The 20,220-nt window shown below is 50.1% G+C and carries 18 protein-coding genes and 1 pseudogene; 18 read left to right on the top strand and 1 reads right to left on the bottom strand.

All coding sequences use genetic code 11. The annotated features are described in order from the left end of the window. The gene (asnA, locus tag A7589_RS11645) at positions 1-993 is read right to left on the bottom strand and encodes an aspartate--ammonia ligase (protein WP_000845138.1); all 993 of its coding nucleotides are present in this window, start codon (positions 991-993) and stop codon (positions 1-3) included. A 151-nt stretch (positions 994-1,144) separates the two neighbouring features. Between asnA and asnC the strand changes: the two genes are divergently transcribed. The 18 genes and pseudogenes from asnC to lpfC-O113 all read left to right on the top strand — a co-directional run. Next, positions 1,145-1,603, top strand: coding sequence for a transcriptional regulator AsnC (gene asnC / locus A7589_RS11640; RefSeq protein WP_000432970.1), 459 nt, complete (start codon positions 1,145-1,147; stop codon positions 1,601-1,603). Between the two features lie 89 nt (positions 1,604-1,692). Continuing rightward, complete coding sequence (mioC, locus tag A7589_RS11635; RefSeq protein ID WP_000763744.1) at positions 1,693-2,136, top strand: FMN-binding protein MioC; 444 nt, start codon at positions 1,693-1,695, stop codon at positions 2,134-2,136. Positions 2,137-2,514: 378 nt separating this feature from the next. Further along, the gene (gene mnmG, locus A7589_RS11630) at positions 2,515-4,404 is read left to right on the top strand and encodes a tRNA uridine-5-carboxymethylaminomethyl(34) synthesis enzyme MnmG (protein ID WP_000499771.1); all 1,890 of its coding nucleotides are present in this window, start codon (positions 2,515-2,517) and stop codon (positions 4,402-4,404) included. Between the two features lie 63 nt (positions 4,405-4,467). Then, positions 4,468-5,091: a 16S rRNA (guanine(527)-N(7))-methyltransferase RsmG gene (rsmG, locus tag A7589_RS11625; protein ID WP_000932852.1), complete on the top strand. Its 624-nt coding sequence runs from the start codon at positions 4,468-4,470 to the stop codon at positions 5,089-5,091. 616 nt (positions 5,092-5,707) lie between these two features. Next, complete coding sequence (gene atpI / locus A7589_RS11620) at positions 5,708-6,088, top strand: F0F1 ATP synthase subunit I (RefSeq protein WP_000116663.1); 381 nt, start codon at positions 5,708-5,710, stop codon at positions 6,086-6,088. Between the two features lie 8 nt (positions 6,089-6,096). Beyond that, a complete protein-coding gene (atpB, locus tag A7589_RS11615) occupies positions 6,097-6,912 on the top strand; it encodes a F0F1 ATP synthase subunit A (protein ID WP_000135622.1) in 816 nt (271 codons plus the stop codon). Between the two features lie 46 nt (positions 6,913-6,958). Then, complete coding sequence (atpE, locus tag A7589_RS11610) at positions 6,959-7,198, top strand: F0F1 ATP synthase subunit C (RefSeq protein WP_000429386.1); 240 nt, start codon at positions 6,959-6,961, stop codon at positions 7,196-7,198. 61 nt (positions 7,199-7,259) lie between these two features. Further along, positions 7,260-7,730 (top strand): F0F1 ATP synthase subunit B, encoded by a 471-nt coding sequence (gene atpF / locus A7589_RS11605; RefSeq protein ID WP_001052219.1) that lies wholly within the window; start codon positions 7,260-7,262, stop codon positions 7,728-7,730. Positions 7,731-7,744: 14 nt separating this feature from the next. Further along, positions 7,745-8,278, top strand: coding sequence for a F0F1 ATP synthase subunit delta (gene atpH / locus A7589_RS11600; protein WP_001288587.1), 534 nt, complete (start codon positions 7,745-7,747; stop codon positions 8,276-8,278). A gap of 12 nt (positions 8,279-8,290) precedes the next feature. Continuing rightward, a complete protein-coding gene (atpA, locus tag A7589_RS11595; protein ID WP_001176745.1) occupies positions 8,291-9,832 on the top strand; it encodes a F0F1 ATP synthase subunit alpha in 1,542 nt (513 codons plus the stop codon). 50 nt (positions 9,833-9,882) lie between these two features. Continuing rightward, positions 9,883-10,746: a F0F1 ATP synthase subunit gamma gene (gene atpG / locus A7589_RS11590; RefSeq protein ID WP_000896498.1), complete on the top strand. Its 864-nt coding sequence runs from the start codon at positions 9,883-9,885 to the stop codon at positions 10,744-10,746. Between the two features lie 26 nt (positions 10,747-10,772). Further along, positions 10,773-12,155 (top strand): F0F1 ATP synthase subunit beta, encoded by a 1,383-nt coding sequence (atpD, locus tag A7589_RS11585; protein WP_000190506.1) that lies wholly within the window; start codon positions 10,773-10,775, stop codon positions 12,153-12,155. Positions 12,156-12,175: 20 nt separating this feature from the next. Further along, positions 12,176-12,595, top strand: coding sequence for a F0F1 ATP synthase subunit epsilon (locus tag A7589_RS11580; RefSeq protein ID WP_001251965.1), 420 nt, complete (start codon positions 12,176-12,178; stop codon positions 12,593-12,595). Between the two features lie 405 nt (positions 12,596-13,000). Continuing rightward, entirely contained in the window at positions 13,001-14,371 is a 1,371-nt protein-coding gene (gene glmU, locus A7589_RS11575; protein ID WP_000933710.1) for a bifunctional UDP-N-acetylglucosamine diphosphorylase/glucosamine-1-phosphate N-acetyltransferase GlmU, read from the top strand. 161 nt (positions 14,372-14,532) lie between these two features. After that, positions 14,533-16,362 carry a glutamine--fructose-6-phosphate transaminase (isomerizing) gene (gene glmS / locus A7589_RS11570; RefSeq protein WP_108188842.1) on the top strand — a complete coding sequence of 610 codons (1,830 nt, stop codon included), beginning with the start codon at positions 14,533-14,535 and terminating at the stop codon, positions 16,360-16,362. A 304-nt stretch (positions 16,363-16,666) separates the two neighbouring features. Continuing rightward, entirely contained in the window at positions 16,667-17,239 is a 573-nt protein-coding gene (gene lpfA-O113, locus A7589_RS11565) for a long polar fimbria major subunit LpfA-O113 (RefSeq protein ID WP_000827801.1), read from the top strand. A 46-nt stretch (positions 17,240-17,285) separates the two neighbouring features. After that, entirely contained in the window at positions 17,286-18,017 is a 732-nt protein-coding gene (lpfB-O113, locus tag A7589_RS11560; protein WP_000088108.1) for a long polar fimbrial chaperone LpfB-O113, read from the top strand. A gap of 24 nt (positions 18,018-18,041) precedes the next feature. Continuing rightward, positions 18,042-20,201, top strand: a pseudogene (gene lpfC-O113 / locus A7589_RS11555) (long polar fimbrial usher protein LpfC-O113); the annotation flags it as partial. Positions 20,202-20,220 lie beyond the last annotated feature (19 nt).

Here is a 20,220-nt window from a genome sequence, read left to right as displayed (position 1 = left end):
TTACAGCAGAGAAGGGACGCTCTCACGAACTGCCGCAGGCCAAACGCCACACTGAACCTGGCCGATATGCGGCAGTTGCAGCAGTAGCATGGTCAAACGAGACTGACCGATACCGCCGCCGATGGTCTGCGGCATTTCACCGCGCAGCAGCGCCTGATGCCACTCCAGTTGCAGGCGATCTTCGTCACCGGTTAGCGCCAGTTGGTGCTTCAGCGTATCGGCATCCACGCGGATCCCCATAGAAGAAAGTTCAAACGCATCTTCCAGCACCGGGTTCCACACCAGAATATCGCCGTTCAGACCTGCATGGCCCAGTTCTGACGGAGTGCTCCAGTCATCATAATCCGGTGCACGCACGTCGTGGCGATGACCATCACTCAGCTTGCCGCCAATCCCGACGAGGAATACCGCGCCAAGATCTTTCGCAATCGCCCGTTCACGCCCTTTGGCATCAAGATCCGGATAACGAGACAGTAATTCCTGGCTGTGTACGAAGTGGATCTGATCCGGCAGGAACGGTGTCAGGCCAAACTCCTCACTAACAGCAGCTTCGGTTGCTTTAATTCCCGCCCAGATCGCCTCTACGGTACTTTTCAGAGTCGAGAATTGACGCTCGCCGTCGCCCATTACGCGTTCCCAGTCCCACTGGTCAACATAAACCGAGTGCAGCGGGGAAAGACGGTCTTCATCGGGGCGAAGGGCTTTCATGTGCGTGTACAGCCCTTCGCCCACGCTGAAGTCGTGTTGCCCTAACGTCTGACGTTTCCACTTCGCCAGTGAATGAACCACTTCGAACTGGGCATCAGGCAGAGCTTTCACTTTTACCTGCACCGCTTTTTCACAGCCCGACAAGTTATCCTGCGTGCCATCCCCCACACGACTAAGGATTGGCGCCTGGACTTCAATCAGTCCTAAGCGTTCTTCCAGTTGACGAGAAAAGTGAGATTTCACGAAGCTAATTTGACGTTGTTTGGCAATGTAAGCGGTTTTCATTTTTTATACTCCTGCGTCCTGTTGCTTATGATTAAGCAACAAAAACCAGCACACATGCAATAATCATTCAATAAAAAGCCTTACTCACTTTTGATTCATTAAAAAAGAAGGCTAAAATAGAATGAATCATCAATATGAATAAGAAAATCCTATGGAAAATTATCTAATCGACAATCTGGACCGTGGCATCCTGGAAGCATTAATGGGCAATGCGCGCACCGCTTACGCTGAACTGGCGAAACAATTTGGCGTCAGCCCGGGGACGATTCACGTTCGTGTAGAGAAAATGAAGCAGGCGGGGATCATTACCGGTGCGCGTATCGACGTTAGCCCGAAACAGCTCGGTTATGATGTAGGTTGCTTTATCGGCATTATATTGAAGAGTGCCAAAGACTATCCTTCCGCTCTGGCAAAACTGGAAAGCCTCGACGAAGTCACCGAAGCCTACTACACCACCGGGCACTACAGCATCTTTATCAAAGTGATGTGCCGTTCGATCGATGCCCTCCAGCATGTACTTATCAACAAGATCCAAACAATTGATGAAATTCAGTCCACTGAAACACTGATCGTCCTGCAGAACCCGATCATGCGTACTATCAAGCCATGATCGGCTTTTTTAATCCCATACTTTTCCACAGGTAGATCCCAGCGCGTTCACAGCGTACAATACGCCACTCTTAATAAAGGTGGCGGTTTATGGCAGATATCACTCTTATCAGCGGCAGCACCCTCGGCGGTGCCGAATATGTAGCAGAACACCTGGCTGAAAAGCTGGAAGAGGCGGGTTTTACCACCGAAACGCTGCACGGTCCGTTGTTAGAAGATTTATCTGCCTCTGGGATCTGGCTGGTTATCAGTTCTACCCACGGCGCCGGAGATATCCCGGACAACCTTTCTCCTTTCTATGAAGCATTGCAGGAACAAAAAACCGATCTTTCTGCGGTACGCTTTGGCGCAATCGGTATTGGTAGTCGTGAATACGACACTTTTTGTGGTGCGATCGATAAACTCGAGGCAGAACTCAAAAATTCCGGTGCGAAACAGATGGGCGAAACACTGAAGATCAACATCCTTGATCACGACATTCCGGAAGATCCGGCAGAAGAATGGCTGGGATCCTGGATTAATTTACTCAAATAAGTATACAGATCGTGCGATCTACTGTGGATAACTCTGTCAGGAAGCTTGGATCAACCGGTAGTTATCCAAAGAACAACTGTTGTTCAGTTTTTGAGTTGTGTATAACCCCTCATTCTGATCCCAGCTTATACGGAGCAGGATCACCGATCATTCACAGCTAATGATCCTCAGCAGGTTGTTGATCCTAAAAGATAGATCTGCGTTATCCACAGACAAGGTCGATCCTAATAAGAGATCACAATAGAACAGATCTCTAAATAAAAAGATCTTCTTTTTAATACCCAGGATCCCAGGTCTTTCTCAAGCCGTCAAAGTTGAGTAGAATCCACGGCCCGGGCTTCAATCCATTTTCATACCGCGTTATGCGAGGCAATCACCATGTTTTATCCGGATCCTTTTGACGTCATCATCATTGGCGGGGGTCATGCAGGCACCGAGGCCGCGATGGCTGCGGCGCGTATGGGTCAACAGACTCTGCTTTTGACACACAATATCGACACCCTGGGGCAGATGAGCTGCAACCCGGCAATCGGCGGTATTGGGAAGGGACATCTGGTAAAAGAAGTGGATGCACTCGGCGGTCTGATGGCAAAAGCGATCGACCAGGCAGGTATTCAGTTTAGGATACTAAACGCCAGCAAAGGGCCGGCGGTTCGTGCAACCCGAGCACAGGCGGATCGTGTGCTCTATCGTCAGGCGGTACGTACTGCACTTGAGAATCAACCGAACCTGATGATCTTTCAGCAGGCGGTTGAGGATCTTATTGTCGAAAACGATCGTGTGGTCGGTGCTGTCACCCAAATGGGGCTGAAATTCCGTGCTAAAGCAGTTGTGCTTACTGTCGGCACTTTTCTTGACGGTAAGATCCATATCGGCCTGGATAATTACAGCGGTGGTCGTGCTGGCGATCCGCCTTCCATTCCGCTCTCACGCCGTTTGCGTGAACTTCCACTACGCGTTGGTCGTCTGAAAACCGGTACGCCGCCGCGTATTGACGCTCGAACTATCGACTTTAGCGTGCTGGCGCAACAGCATGGCGATAACCCAATGCCGGTGTTCTCGTTTATGGGCAACGCAGCGCAGCATCCACAGCAGGTGCCGTGCTATATCACCCATACCAACGAGAAAACGCATGATGTGATCCGCAGTAACCTCGATCGTAGTCCGATGTATGCCGGAGTGATCGAAGGTGTCGGCCCACGCTACTGTCCGTCGATCGAAGACAAGGTCATGCGCTTCGCTGACAGAAATCAGCATCAGATCTTCCTTGAGCCGGAAGGGCTAACCTCGAACGAAATTTATCCGAACGGCATCTCCACCAGCCTGCCGTTCGATGTGCAGATGCAAATCGTCCGCTCCATGCAGGGGATGGAAAACGCGAAAATCGTGCGTCCGGGTTATGCCATTGAGTATGACTTCTTCGATCCGCGTGACCTGAAACCGACGCTGGAAAGCAAGTTTATTCAGGGGCTGTTCTTTGCTGGTCAGATTAACGGCACTACCGGTTACGAAGAAGCTGCAGCGCAAGGTTTGCTGGCCGGCCTTAACGCCGCTCGCCTGTCTGCTGACAAAGAAGGCTGGGCACCAGCGCGATCCCAGGCTTACCTTGGCGTACTGGTCGATGACCTGTGTACTTTAGGAACCAAAGAACCGTACCGTATGTTTACCTCGCGCGCAGAATATCGACTGATGCTGCGTGAAGATAACGCAGACCTGCGTCTGACTGAAATTGGTCGTGAGCTGGGGCTGGTTGATGATGAACGTTGGGCGCGCTTTAACGAGAAGCTTGAGAACATCGAGCGTGAGCGTCAGCGTCTGAAATCGACCTGGGTAACGCCGTCTGCGGAAGCTGCAGCCGAAGTGAATGCTCACCTGACTGCACCGCTTTCCCGTGAAGCCAGTGGTGAAGATCTGCTGCGTCGTCCGGAAATGACCTATGACAAATTAACTACACTGACGCCGTTTGCTCCTGCGTTGACAGACGAACAGGCGGCGGAACAGGTTGAGATTCAGGTTAAATACGAAGGTTATATTGCGCGTCAGCAGGATGAGATCGAAAAGCAGCTGCGTAACGAGAATACCTTGCTGCCTGCGACGCTGGATTACCGCCAGGTATCCGGTCTTTCTAACGAAGTGATCGCCAAACTCAACGATCACAAACCGGCCTCTATCGGTCAGGCTTCGCGTATTTCTGGCGTCACGCCTGCGGCTATCTCCATTCTGCTGGTATGGCTGAAAAAACAGGGTATGCTGCGTCGTAGCGCATAACGCATTAAAAATGCCTGGTAAGCACCTGCTTACCAGGCAACGCATCAAGAACAGGTAATCACCGTGCTCAATAAACTCTCTTCACTGCTGAAAGACGCAGGAATTTCGCTTACCGATCACCAGAAAAATCAGCTTATTGCCTACGTAAATATGCTGCACAAATGGAACAAAGCGTACAACCTGACTTCGGTACGCGATCCTAATGAGATGCTGGTACGCCATATTCTCGACAGCATTGTCGTTGCACCTTATCTGCAAGGTGAACGTTTTATTGATGTCGGCACCGGCCCGGGTCTGCCCGGCATTCCTCTCTCTATCGTACGCCCTGACGCTCACTTCACACTACTGGATAGCCTCGGTAAACGCGTGCGTTTCCTGCGTCAGGTTCAACATGAATTGAAACTTGAGAACATTGAGCCGGTACAGAGTAGGGTAGAAGAGTTTCCGTCAGAGCCACCGTTTGATGGTGTAATTAGCCGTGCTTTTGCCTCTCTGAACGATATGGTGAGCTGGTGCCACCATCTTCCAGGTGAGCAAGGCCGCTTCTATGCGCTGAAAGGACAAATGCCGGAAGATGAAATAGCCCTATTGCCTGCAGAATATCAGGTTGAATCAGTGGTTAAACTTCAGGTTCCGGCTCTGGATGGCGAACGCCATTTGGTTGTGATTAAAGCAAATAAAATTTAATTTTTATCAAAAAAATCATAAAAAATTTATCGGTTTGACTGTTAACAACAACCAGGTTTTCTACTGATATAACTGGTTACATTTAACGCCACGTTTACCATTTTGCATCAGTGATCTAACGTGGCTTTTTTGGGTAAGCAGGAAATAAGTCATCGGTGAAAATATCAGTCTGCTAAAAATCGGCGCTAAGAACCATAATTCGCTGTTAAAATATTATTAAGAATGTCAATGCCTGGTTTTTGTTATGTAAATGCCATTTATGAAAACAGTATCTGTTTTTAGACTGAAATATCAGAAACTTGCAATGGCATCATTTGCCAAGTAAATAAATATGCTGTGCGCGAACATGCTCAATCTGTGATCTGAAGCACTCTTTACCACCAGTGTTTACGCGTTATTTACAGTTTTTCATGATCTGGCATGGTTAGCAGAAAAGTCGCAATTGTATGCACTGGAAAAATATTTAAACATTTATTCACCTTTTGGCTACTTATTGTTTGAAATCACGGGGGCGCACCGTATAATTTGACCGCTTTTTGATGCTTGACTCTAAGCCTTAAAGAAAGTTTTATACGACACGCGGCATACCTCGAAGGGAGCAGGAGTGAAAAACGTGATGTCTGTGTCGCTCTTGAGTCGAAACGTTGCTCGGAAGCTTCTGCTCGTTCAGTTACTGGCGGTGATAGCAAGTGGATTGCTGTTCAGCCTCAAAGACCCCTTCTGGGGCGTCTCTGCATTAAGCGGGGGCCTGGCAGTCTTTCTGCCTAACGTTTTGTTTATGATATTTGCCTGGCGTCACCAGGCGCATACACCAGCGAAAGGCCGGGTGGCCTGGACATTCGCATTTGGCGAAGCTTTCAAAGTTCTGGCGATGTTGGTGTTACTGGTGGTGGCGTTGGCGGTTTTAAAGGCGGTATTCTTGCCGCTGATCGTTACGTGGGTTTTGGTGCTGGTGGTTCAGATACTGGCACCGGCTGTAATTAACAACAAAGGGTAAAAGGCATCATGGCTTCAGAAAATATGACGCCGCAGGATTACATAGGACACCACCTGAATAACCTTCAGCTGGACCTGCGTACATTCTCGCTGGTGGATCCACAAAACCCCCCAGCCACCTTCTGGACAATCAATATTGACTCCATGTTCTTCTCGGTGGTGCTGGGTCTGTTGTTCCTGCTTATGTTCCGTAGCGTAGCCAAAAAGGCGACCAGCGGCGTACCAGGTAAGTTTCAGACCGCGATTGAGCTGGTAATCGGCTTTGTTAATGGTAGCGTGAAAGACATGTACCATGGCAAAAGCAAGCTGATTGCACCGCTGGCCCTGACGATCTTCGTTTGGGTATTCCTGATGAACCTGATGGACTTACTGCCTATCGATCTGCTGCCGTATATCGCAGAGCACTGGATCGGTTTGCCGGCACTGCGTGTGGTTCCGTCTGCTGACGTGAACGTGACGCTGTCGATGGCACTGGGCGTATTTATCCTGATTCTGTTCTACAGCATCAAAATGAAAGGCATCGGCGGCTTCACGAAAGAGTTGACGCTGCAGCCGTTCAATCACTGGGCGTTCATCCCTGTCAACTTAATCCTTGAAGGGGTAAGCCTGCTGTCCAAACCAGTTTCACTCGGTTTGCGACTGTTCGGTAACATGTACGCAGGTGAGCTGATTTTCATTCTGATTGCTGGTCTGTTGCCGTGGTGGTCACAGTGGATCCTGAATGTGCCGTGGGCCATTTTCCACATCCTGATCATTACGCTGCAAGCCTTCATCTTCATGGTTCTGACGATCGTCTATCTGTCGATGGCGTCTGAAGAACATTAATTTACCAACACTACTACGTTTTAACTGAAACAAACTGGAGACTGTCATGGAAAACCTGAATATGGATCTGCTGTACATGGCTGCCGCTGTGATGATGGGTCTGGCGGCAATCGGTGCTGCGATCGGTATCGGCATCCTCGGGGGTAAATTCCTGGAAGGCGCAGCGCGTCAACCTGATCTGATTCCTCTGCTGCGTACTCAGTTCTTTATCGTTATGGGTCTGGTGGATGCTATCCCGATGATCGCTGTAGGTCTGGGGCTGTACGTGATGTTCGCTGTCGCGTAGTAAGCGTTGCTTTTATTTAAAGAGCAATATCAGAACGTTAACTAAATAGAGGCATTGTGCTGTGAATCTTAACGCAACAATCCTCGGCCAGGCCATCGCGTTTGTCCTGTTCGTTCTGTTCTGCATGAAGTACGTATGGCCGCCATTAATGGCTGCCATCGAAAAACGTCAAAAAGAAATTGCTGACGGCCTTGCTTCCGCAGAACGAGCACATAAGGACCTTGACCTTGCAAAGGCCAGCGCGACCGACCAGCTGAAAAAAGCGAAAGCGGAAGCCCAGGTAATCATCGAGCAGGCGAACAAACGCCGCTCGCAGATTCTGGACGAAGCGAAAGCTGAGGCAGAACAGGAACGTACTAAAATCGTGGCTCAGGCGCAGGCGGAAATTGAAGCCGAGCGTAAACGTGCCCGTGAAGAGCTGCGTAAGCAAGTTGCTATCCTGGCTGTTGCTGGCGCCGAGAAGATCATCGAACGTTCCGTGGATGAAGCTGCTAACAGCGACATCGTGGATAAACTTGTCGCTGAACTGTAAGGAGGGAGGGGCTGATGTCTGAATTTATTACGGTAGCTCGCCCCTACGCCAAAGCAGCTTTTGACTTTGCCGTCGAACACCAAAGTGTAGAACGCTGGCAGGACATGCTGGCGTTTGCCGCCGAGGTAACCAAAAACGAACAGATGGCAGAGCTTCTCTCTGGCGCGCTAGCGCCAGAAACGCTCGCCGAGTCGTTTATCGCAGTTTGTGGTGAGCAACTGGACGAAAATGGTCAGAACCTGATTCGGGTAATGGCTGAAAATGGTCGTCTTAACGCGCTCCCGGATGTTCTGGAGCAGTTTATTCACCTGCGTGCCGTGAGTGAGGCTACCGCTGAGGTAGACGTCATTTCCGCTGCTGCATTGAGTGAACAACAGCTCGCGAAAATTTCTGCTGCGATGGAAAAACGTCTGTCACGCAAAGTTAAGCTGAATTGCAAAATCGATAAGTCTGTAATGGCAGGCGTTATCATCCGAGCGGGTGATATGGTCATTGATGGCAGCGTACGCGGTCGTCTTGAGCGCCTTGCAGACGTCTTGCAGTCTTAAGGGGACTGGAGCATGCAACTGAATTCCACCGAAATCAGCGAACTGATCAAGCAGCGCATTGCTCAGTTCAATGTTGTGAGTGAAGCTCACAACGAAGGTACTATTGTTTCTGTAAGTGACGGTGTTATCCGCATCCACGGCCTGGCCGATTGTATGCAGGGTGAAATGATCTCCCTGCCGGGTAACCGTTACGCTATCGCACTGAACCTCGAGCGCGACTCTGTAGGTGCGGTAGTTATGGGTCCGTACGCTGACCTTGCCGAAGGCATGAAAGTTAAGTGTACTGGTCGTATCCTGGAAGTTCCGGTTGGCCGTGGCCTGCTGGGTCGTGTGGTTAACACTCTGGGTGCGCCAATCGACGGTAAAGGTCCTCTGGATCACGATGGCTTCTCTGCTGTAGAAGCAATCGCTCCGGGCGTTATCGAACGTCAGTCCGTAGATCAGCCGGTACAGACCGGTTATAAAGCCGTTGACTCCATGATCCCAATCGGTCGTGGTCAGCGTGAATTGATCATCGGTGACCGTCAGACCGGTAAAACCGCACTGGCTATCGATGCCATCATCAACCAGCGCGATTCCGGTATCAAATGTATCTATGTCGCTATCGGTCAGAAAGCGTCCACCATTTCTAACGTGGTACGTAAACTGGAAGAGCACGGCGCACTGGCTAACACCATCGTTGTGGTAGCAACCGCGTCTGAATCCGCAGCACTGCAATACCTGGCACCGTATGCCGGTTGCGCAATGGGCGAATACTTCCGTGACCGTGGCGAAGATGCGCTGATCATTTACGATGACCTGTCTAAACAGGCTGTTGCTTACCGTCAGATCTCCCTGCTGCTCCGTCGTCCGCCAGGACGTGAAGCATTCCCGGGCGACGTATTCTACCTCCACTCTCGTCTGCTGGAGCGTGCTGCGCGTGTTAACGCCGAATACGTTGAAGCCTTCACCAAAGGTGAAGTGAAAGGGAAAACCGGTTCTCTGACCGCGCTGCCGATTATCGAAACTCAGGCAGGTGACGTTTCTGCGTTCGTTCCGACCAACGTAATCTCCATTACTGATGGTCAGATCTTCCTGGAAACCAACCTGTTCAACGCCGGTATTCGTCCTGCGGTTAACCCGGGTATTTCCGTATCCCGTGTTGGTGGTGCAGCACAGACCAAGATCATGAAAAAACTGTCCGGTGGTATCCGTACCGCTCTGGCACAGTATCGTGAACTGGCAGCGTTCTCTCAGTTTGCATCCGACCTTGACGATGCAACCCGTAAGCAGCTTGACCACGGTCAGAAAGTGACCGAACTGCTGAAACAGAAACAGTATGCGCCGATGTCTGTTGCGCAGCAGTCTCTGGTTCTGTTCGCAGCAGAACGTGGTTACCTGGCGGATGTTGAACTGTCGAAAATCGGCAGCTTCGAAGCCGCGCTGCTGGCTTACGTCGACCGTGATCACGCTCCGTTGATGCAAGAGATCAACCAGACCGGTGGCTACAACGACGAAATCGAAGGCAAGCTGAAAGGCATCCTCGATTCCTTCAAAGCAACCCAATCCTGGTAACGTCTGGCGGCTTGCCTTAGGGCAGGCCGCAAGGCATTGAGGAGAAGCTCATGGCCGGCGCAAAAGAGATACGTAGTAAGATCGCAAGCGTCCAGAACACGCAAAAGATCACTAAAGCGATGGAGATGGTCGCCGCTTCCAAAATGCGTAAATCGCAGGATCGCATGGCGGCCAGCCGTCCTTATGCAGAAACCATGCGCAAAGTGATTGGTCACCTTGCACACGGTAATCTGGAATATAAGCACCCATACCTGGAAGACCGCGACGTTAAACGCGTGGGCTACCTGGTGGTGTCGACCGACCGTGGTTTGTGCGGTGGTTTGAACATTAACCTGTTCAAAAAACTGCTGGCGGAAATGAAGACCTGGACCGACAAAGGCGTTCAATGCGACCTCGCAATGATCGGCTCGAAAGGTGTTTCGTTCTTCAACTCCGTGGGCGGCAATGTTGTTGCCCAGGTCACCGGCATGGGGGATAACCCTTCCCTGTCCGAACTGATCGGTCCGGTAAAAGTGATGTTGCAGGCCTACGACGAAGGCCGTCTGGACAAGCTTTACATTGTCAGCAACAAATTTATTAACACCATGTCTCAGGTTCCGACCATCAGCCAGCTGCTGCCATTACCGGCGTCAGATGATGATGATCTGAAACATAAATCCTGGGATTACCTGTACGAACCCGATCCGAAGGCGTTGCTGGATACCCTGCTGCGTCGTTATGTCGAATCTCAGGTTTATCAGGGCGTGGTTGAAAACCTGGCCAGCGAGCAGGCCGCCCGTATGGTGGCGATGAAAGCCGCGACCGACAATGGCGGCAGCCTGATTAAAGAGCTGCAGTTGGTATACAACAAAGCTCGTCAGGCCAGCATTACTCAGGAACTCACCGAGATCGTCTCGGGGGCCGCCGCGGTTTAAACAGGTTATTTCGTAGAGGATTTAAGATGGCTACTGGAAAGATTGTCCAGGTAATCGGCGCCGTAGTTGACGTCGAATTCCCTCAGGATGCCGTACCGCGCGTGTACGATGCTCTTGAGGTGCAAAATGGTAATGAGCGTCTGGTGCTGGAAGTTCAGCAGCAGCTCGGCGGCGGTATCGTGCGTACCATCGCAATGGGTTCTTCCGACGGTCTGCGTCGCGGTCTGGATGTAAAAGACCTCGAACACCCGATCGAAGTCCCGGTAGGTAAAGCGACTCTGGGCCGTATCATGAACGTACTGGGCGAACCGGTCGACATGAAAGGCGAGATCGGTGAAGAAGAGCGTTGGGCGATTCACCGTGCAGCACCTTCCTACGAAGAGCTGTCAAACTCTCAGGAACTGCTGGAAACCGGTATCAAAGTTATCGACCTGATGTGTCCGTTCGCTAAGGGCGGTAAAGTTGGTCTGTTCGGTGGTGCGGGTGTAGGTAAAACCGTAAACATGATGGAGCTCATTCGTAACATCGCGATCGAGCACTCCGGTTACTCTGTGTTTGCGGGCGTAGGTGAACGTACTCGTGAGGGTAACGACTTCTACCACGAAATGACCGACTCCAACGTTATCGACAAAGTATCCCTGGTGTATGGCCAGATGAACGAGCCGCCGGGAAACCGTCTGCGCGTTGCTCTGACCGGTCTGACCATGGCTGAGAAATTCCGTGACGAAGGTCGTGACGTACTGCTGTTCGTTGACAACATCTATCGTTACACCCTGGCCGGTACGGAAGTATCCGCACTGCTGGGTCGTATGCCTTCAGCGGTAGGTTATCAGCCGACTCTGGCGGAAGAGATGGGCGTTCTGCAGGAACGTATCACCTCCACCAAAACCGGTTCTATCACCTCCGTTCAGGCGGTATACGTACCTGCGGATGACTTGACTGACCCGTCTCCGGCAACCACCTTTGCGCACCTTGACGCAACCGTGGTACTGAGCCGTCAGATCGCGTCTCTGGGTATCTACCCGGCAGTTGACCCGCTGGACTCCACCAGCCGTCAGTTGGACCCGCTGGTGGTTGGTCAGGAACACTACGACACCGCGCGTGGCGTTCAGTCCATCCTGCAACGTTATCAGGAACTGAAAGACATCATCGCCATCCTGGGTATGGATGAACTGTCGGAAGAAGACAAACTGGTGGTAGCGCGCGCTCGTAAGATCCAGCGTTTCCTGTCCCAGCCGTTCTTCGTGGCAGAAGTATTCACCGGTTCTCCGGGTAAATACGTCTCCCTGAAAGACACCATCCGTGGCTTTAAAGGCATCATGGAAGGCGAATACGATCACCTGCCGGAGCAGGCGTTCTACATGGTCGGTTCCATCGAAGAAGCAGTGGAAAAAGCCAAAAAACTTTAACGCCTTAATCGGAGGGTGATATGGCAATGACTTACCACCTGGACGTCGTCAGCGCAGAGCAACAAATGTTCTCTGGTCTGGTCGAGAAAATCCAGGTAACGGGTAGCGAAGGTGAACTGGGGATCTACCCAGGGCACGCACCGCTGCTCACCGCCATTAAGCCTGGTATGATTCGCATCGTGAAACAGCACGGTCACGAAGAGTTTATCTATCTGTCTGGCGGCATTCTTGAAGTGCAGCCTGGCAACGTGACCGTTCTGGCCGACACCGCAATTCGCGGCCAGGATCTCGACGAAGCGCGAGCCATGGAAGCGAAACGTAAGGCTGAAGAGCACATTAGCAGCTCTCACGGCGACGTAGATTACGCTCAGGCGTCTGCGGAACTGGCCAAAGCGATCGCGCAGCTGCGCGTTATCGAGTTGACCAAAAAAGCGATGTAACACCGGCTTGAAAAGCACGAAAGCCAGTCTGGAAACAGGCTGGCTTTTTTATTGCGTGCGCCGCGCATATTTTCATCTGGATAGTAGTACAGCAGGATTTGTGCTGTGATCATTCATGTTCCGCGATTAACACTTTTTATATAAACCAGCGAAATTCTTTGCTGGTTTTCTCGTTTATTCATTGATCGAAATAAGAGCAAAAACATCATGTAGACACTTAAATGAAGGTGCTACCTTACTTTTATGCAGACAAAAGACGCGCCAATGGTCGAAAATGGTGTTTTCGTCAGTAGGGATAATCCTTTATTGCACAATTTATCCTCTGTCCATTTCACGATGAAAAAAATGTAGTTTTTTCAAGGTGAAGCGGTTTAAATTCGTTCTCAAATCACAGTCAGGACGCGTATGTTGAATAATGCTATGAGCGTAGTGATCCTTGCAGCAGGCAAAGGCACTCGCATGTATTCCGATATTCCAAAAGTGCTGCATACCCTTGCCGGGAAAGCGATGGTTCAGCATGTCATTGATGCTGCGAATGAATTAGGCGCAGCGCACGTTCACCTGGTTTACGGTCACGGCGGCGATCTGCTTAAACAGTCGTTGAAAGATGACAATCTGAACTGGGTGCTTCAGGCTGAGCAGTTGGGTACTGGTCATGCAATGCAGCAGGCCGCACCTTTCTTTGCCGATGATGAAGACATTTTAATGCTCTACGGCGATGTACCGCTGATCTCGGTCGAAACACTCCAGCGCCTGCGTGATGCAAAACCGCAGGGTGGCATTGGGCTGCTGACAGTGAAACTGGATGACCCGACCGGTTATGGCCGCATTACCCGTGAGAATGGCAAAGTTACCGGCATTGTTGAGCATAAAGATGCTACCGACGAGCAGCGTCAAATCCAGGAGATCAACACCGGTATTCTGATCGCCAACGGTGCAGATATGAAACGCTGGCTGGCGAAGCTGACCAATAATAATGCACAGGGCGAGTACTACATTACCGACATTATTGCGCTGGCGTATCAGGAAGGGCGTGAAATTGTCGCTGTACATCCGCAGCGTTTAAGCGAAGTTGAAGGTGTAAATAACCGTCTGCAACTCTCCCGTCTGGAGCGCGTTTATCAGTCCGAACAGGCAGAAAAACTGCTGCTGGCGGGAGTTATGCTGCGCGATCCGGCGCGTTTTGATCTGCGCGGTACGCTTACTCACGGGCGCGATGTTGAAATTGATACTAACGTTATCATCGAGGGTAATGTTACTCTCGGCAATCGCGTGAAAATTGGCACTGGTTGCGTGATTAAAAACAGCGTGATTGGTGATGATTGCGAAATCAGCCCATATACCGTGGTGGAAGACGCGAATCTGGCTGCGGCCTGTACCATTGGCCCGTTTGCCCGTCTGCGCCCCGGTGCAGAGCTGCTGGAAGGCGCACACGTCGGTAACTTCGTTGAGATGAAAAAAGCGCGTTTGGGTAAAGGCTCGAAAGCCGGTCATCTGACTTACCTGGGCGATGCGGAAATCGGCGATAACGTTAACATCGGCGCGGGAACCATTACCTGCAACTACGACGGTGCGAATAAATTTAAAACCATTATTGGCGACGATGTATTTGTCGGTTCTGACACCCAACTTGTTGCACCGGTAACGGTTGGTAAAGGCGCGACCATTGCTGCGGGTACTACTGTAACGCGCAATGTTGGTGAAAATGCCCTGGCAATCAGCCGTGTGCCGCAGGCACAAAAAGAAGGCTGGCGTCGTCCGGTTAAGAAAAAGTAATTCTGGCTGGGTAATCCGGCCATCAGGGATGAGGAGATAACATAATCTCCCGCCCACAAGCAGTAACTATAAAAATAACCCCACTCTCTACAAGGCTCGGGGCGCCCGAAAAATCGGGCATACAGGTTGACCGACAACGATATCAATCGGAATTAAAAACTATGTGTGGAATTGTTGGCGCGATCGCGCAACGTGATGTAGCTGAAATCCTTCTCGAAGGTTTACGTCGTCTGGAATACCGTGGTTATGACTCTGCCGGTCTGGCTGTTGTCGACGCAAACGGAAATATGACCCGCTTACGTCGTCTCGGTAAAGTCCAGATGCTGGCTCAGGCAGCGGAAGAACATCCTCTGCATGGCGGCACCGGTATTGCTCACACTCGCTGGGCAACCCACGGCGAACCTTCTGAAGCGAATGCGCATCCGCATGTTTCTGAACACATTGTGGTGGTGCATAACGGCATCATCGAAAACCATGAGCCGCTGCGCGAAGCGTTAAAAGCGCGTGGCTATACCTTTGTTTCTGAAACTGACACCGAAGTTATTGCTCACCTGGTGAACTGGGAACTGAAACAGGGCGGCACCCTGCGTGAGGCCGTTCTGCGTGCTATCCCGCAACTGCGTGGCGCGTACGGTACGGTGATTATGGACACCCGCAACCCGGATACTTTGCTGGCGGCACGTTCTGGTAGCCCGCTGGTGATTGGCCTCGGTATGGGCGAAAACTTTATCGCTTCTGACCAGCTGGCGCTGTTGCCAGTGACTCGTCGCTTTATCTTCCTTGAAGAGGGCGATATTGCGGAAATCACTCGCCGTTCGGTAAACATCTTCGATAAATCTGGCGCGGAAGTAAAACGTCAGGATATCGAATCCAATCTGCAATATGACGCAGGCGATAAAGGTATTTACCGCCACTACATGCAGAAAGAGATCTACGAACAGCCAAACGCCATCAAAAACACTCTCGCCGGACGTATCAGCCACGGTCAGGTTGATCTAAGCGAGCTGGGCCCGAATGCCGATGAACTGCTGTCGAAGGTTGAGCATATTCAGATCCTCGCCTGTGGCACTTCTTACAACTCTAGTATGGTTTCCCGCTACTGGTTTGAATCGCTGGCAGGCATTCCGTGCGACGTCGAAATCGCCTCTGAATTCCGCTATCGCAAATCAGCCGTGCGTCGTAACAGTCTGATGATCACTCTGTCACAGTCTGGTGAAACGGCAGATACTCTGGCTGGCCTGCGTCTGTCAAAAGAGCTGGGTTACCTTGGTTCGCTGGCAATCTGTAACGTTCCTGGCTCTTCTCTGGTGCGTGAATCCGATCTGGCGCTGATGACCAATGCCGGCACTGAAATTGGCGTGGCATCTACTAAAGCCTTCACCACTCAGTTAACTGTGCTGTTGATGCTGGTGGCCAAACTGTCTCGCCTGAAAGGTCTGGATGCTTCCATTGAACATGACATCGTGCATGGTCTGCAGGCGCTGCCGAGCCGTATTGAGCAGATGCTGTCTCAGGACAAGCGTATTGAAGCACTGGCAGAAGATTTCTCTGACAAACATCACGCGCTGTTCCTGGGCCGTGGCGATCAGTATCCCATCGCGCTGGAAGGCGCATTGAAGCTGAAAGAGATCTCCTATATTCATGCTGAAGCCTACGCTGCGGGTGAACTGAAACACGGTCCGCTGGCGCTGATTGATGCAGATATGCCGGTTATCGTCGTTGCGCCGAACAACGAACTGTTGGAAAAACTGAAATCCAACATTGAAGAAGTTCGCGCGCGTGGCGGTCAGTTGTACGTCTTTGCCGATCAGGACGCTGGTTTTGTGAGCAGCGACAACATGCACATCATCGAGATGCCGCATGTGGAAGAGGTGATTGCACCAATCTTCTACACCGTTCCGCTGCAACTGCTGGCGTACCATGTCGCACTGATCAAAGGCACTGATGTTGACCAGCCGCGTAACCTGGCGAAATCGGTTACGGTTGAGTAATACTAACTGTTAAGTAAGCAAGGGCTGCCAGCGGGTGGCCCTTTTTCATAATTATTTCCAATAAATTTTCCATTTAGTTAACTAAATAAATATATTCCGAATTTTTACTAATGTCCGCTTACGAACTTGATTTACTATTATTTGAATAATATTTATATAATAAATTTATATTCTCAGATTGATTTATAGATATTAATTTAGCCAAAGCTTTTTCATTGATGTAATATGTGCGCGAATCATAAATACACTTATTAATATAAGTGATGGTTCGGGTTGAAGGATATATTATATCAATGGAGTTTTTATGAAACGTAATATTATTGGCGGTGCATTCACGCTGGCATCTTTAATGCTGGCCGGACATGCGCTCGCAGAGGATGGTGTTGTTCACTTTGTTGGTGAAATTGTTGACAGTAGTTGTGAAGTTACCTCCGATACAGCGGATCAAACCGTTCCTCTCGGAAAAGTCAGTAAAAATGCTTTTTCAGGCGTAGGCAGCGTGGCATCGCCACAGCAGTTCAGTATTAAACTGGAAAAATGTCCGGCAACGTACACGCAGGCTGCGGTTCGTTTTGATGGTACAGAAGCACCTGGCGGCGATGGCGATCTGAAAGTGGGTACTCCGACTACAGCTGCCGATCCGGGTGATTATACCGGCACCGGGGCAGCGATTGTGGCCACTGGTGTTGGTATCCGTATCTTTAACCAGGCTGACAACTCTCAGGTCAAACTTTATAACGACTCAGCTTATACCACTATCGATGGTAACGGCGCTGCGGAAATGAAATTTATTGCACGCTATGTTGCAACAAATGCAGTCGTAACGGCGGGTACAGCGAACGCCGATTCACAATTTACTATCGAATATAAGAAATAATTTATCAGAGCCTTTTTATTCAGTTGGCTTTGGCCAGGGAGTTATTATGTCCAGAAAAAGTTGTTTAATCAGGCTCTTTAAAACAACCCTTTGGTACAAATTATTTATCGCGATTATGTTAAGCCTTTTTTTAGGCCAGCCAGCATTAACCTATGCAGGCGTTGTCATTGGCGGTACGCGGGTTGTTTACATAAGTAATAATGCAGATAAATCTATTTCTGTATTCAGCAAGGAAGAGAAGATCCCTTATCTCATCCAGTCATGGGTGGATCCGTTTAATAAAGATGATAAAAGTAAAGCGCCCTTTACTGTTATACCTCCTGTATCCCGACTTGAACCCGGACAAGAAAAAGTATTACGTATTCTTCACACGAAGGGAATGTCATTACCCGACGACCGTGAATCCGTCTTCTGGCTGAATATCAAAAATATTCCGCCTGCAGCAACCAATAAAGCGGCTAACTCTTTGGAAATTGCTGTTAAAACGCGTATCAAGCTGTTCTGGCGACCAGCAACTATTCGACTTATTCCTGAAGATGCAGCGCCTAAGGTTAAGTGGCGCCGTGAAGGCAAAAATCTGATTGCTGAAAATCCAAACCCGATTCATATCAGTGTGATGGATGTCATTGTTGATGGCCATGATGTGCCTCTCAACATGATCCGTCCTTTCGAAACGCTCTCTTTACCGTTGCCTGCCAATTCTGCGGGTAACCAAATGACCTGGCGATTCATAAATGATTATGGCGCGATAAGCGAACCGCTAAAAAACGCACTGTAAGCATGGCATAAGGATAGGCGTATTATGGTTACGACCAGAATAGCGGTTGGCCTGATGGCAGGGACGTGTCTGATATTCACACATAGTCTGATGGCCCAGGTCAGCGTATTTAACCCGGCGCTACTGGAAATCGACCATCAATCCGGGGTCGACATTCGTCAGTTTAACCGGGCAAATATGATGCCTCCCGGCGTTTATAGCGTTGATATTTTTATCAACGGTAAAATGTTTGAACGTCAGGATGTGACATTTGTTCAGGATAATCCCGATGCTGATTTACACGCCTGCTTTGTCGCTATAAAAAAAACGCTGATCTCCTTTGGCGTAAAAGTTGATGCACTGAAATCGCTCAATGATGTGGATGAAACGGTCTGTATTGATCCTGAGCCACGCATTGAAGGCTCATCCTGGCAACTGGACAGCGATAAACTGCAACTGAATATCTCCATTCCCCAAATCTACATGGACGCGATGGCCTACGATTACATAAGCCCTACGCGTTGGGATGAGGGGATTAATGCGCTCACCATCAACTACGATTTTTCTGGTTCACATACCCTGCGTTCGGATTATGGTTCTCAGGAGACGAATACCAGTTATCTCAACCTGCGCAACGGACTGAATATTGGGCCGTGGCGATTACGCAATTACAGTACCTTAAACACAACTGATGGTCGTGCGGATTACAACTCTATAAGCACCTGGATACAACGTAATATTGCCGCGTTACGAAGCCAGATTATGATCGGCGATACCTGGACGGCGAGCGATATTTTCGACAGCACACAAATCCGTGGCGCACGTCTTTATACCGATAACGATATGTTGCCTGCCAGCCAGAATGGATTTGCCCCTGTGGTGCGTGGTATTGCCAAGTCCAACGCCACGGTCATCATTCGTCAAAGTGGTTATGTGATTTACCAATCTGCCGTTCCACAAGGTGCCTTTGAAATTACCGACCTGAACACTGCCAGTTCGGGGGGAGATTTGGACGTAACTATCAAGGAAGAAGATGGTAGCGAACAACGATTCACCCAACCTTACGCCACTTTGGCAATCCTTAAGCGTGAAGGTCAAACGGATGTCGATGTCAGTGTGGGTGAATTACGCGATGAAGATGGATTTGCGCCAGATGTCATCCAGGCGCAGATCCTTCATGGCCTGCCGCACGGGTTTACGTTATATGGTGGTTTACAGGCTGCCGAGAATTATGGATCAGCAGCGTTAGGGATGGGTAAAGATCTTGGTTCTTTGGGCGCTATCTCGTTCGATGTGACTCATGCGCGTGCAAAATTTAGTCATGATGATACGGAAACCGGACAGTCCTATCGCTTTCTGTATTCGAAACGTTTTGATGATACGGACACCAGTTTGCGTCTGGTTGGCTATCGTTATTCCACTGAAGGCTACTATACCCTCAACGAATGGGCGTCACGGAGCAACAGCCCTGACGATTTCTGGCAAACAGGTAACCGCCGCAGTCGTGTGGAAGGAACGCTAACGCAGTCGCTGGGAAGAGATTACGGCAACGTATACCTGACACTAAGTCGTCAGCAGTACTGGCATACCGATGATGTTGAACGATTAATGCAATTTGGCTACAGCAGTAGCTGGAAGCGTCTCTCGTGGAATATCTCCTGGAGTTATTCCAATACCGCTCGTCAGGGGACGAGTAATAATTATGCCAGTGATAACAGCAGTGAGCAGATCTACATGCTCTCTTTATCTGTGCCTTTATCTGGCTGGTGGGGAAATAGCTACGCTACGTATTCCGTTTCACAAAATGATAATTCCGGCAGTTCACATCAGATAGGAATAAGCGGAACAGCCCTGGAAAAAAATAATCTGTCCTGGAATTTAATGCAGTCTTATAACAGCCACGATGATGAAGTTGGCGGTAATATGTCGCTGTCTTATGACGGCACCTACGGTTCACTGAACGGCAGTTATAATTACAGCCAAAATTCCCAGCGACTCAATTATGGCATTAAGGGCGGTATTCTGGCACACAGCGAAGGGGTAACGTTAAGTCAGGAGTTAGGTGAAACCATCGCTCTGGTTAAAGCACCAGGCGCAGCCGGGCTGGAAATTGATAATATGCGCGGTGCCGCAACGGACTGGCGTGGCTACACGGTCAAGACACAACTAAATCCGTATGATGAAAACCGAGTGGCAATCAGTGATTAGACTGGCCCCCTGAACC

Source organism: Escherichia sp. MOD1-EC6475 (genome assembly GCF_003046645.1).
GTDB lineage: Bacteria > Pseudomonadota > Gammaproteobacteria > Enterobacterales > Enterobacteriaceae > Escherichia > Escherichia ruysiae.
Note: the sequence above shows the minus strand (reverse complement) of the source record. Positions and strands in the feature narration are given on the sequence as shown.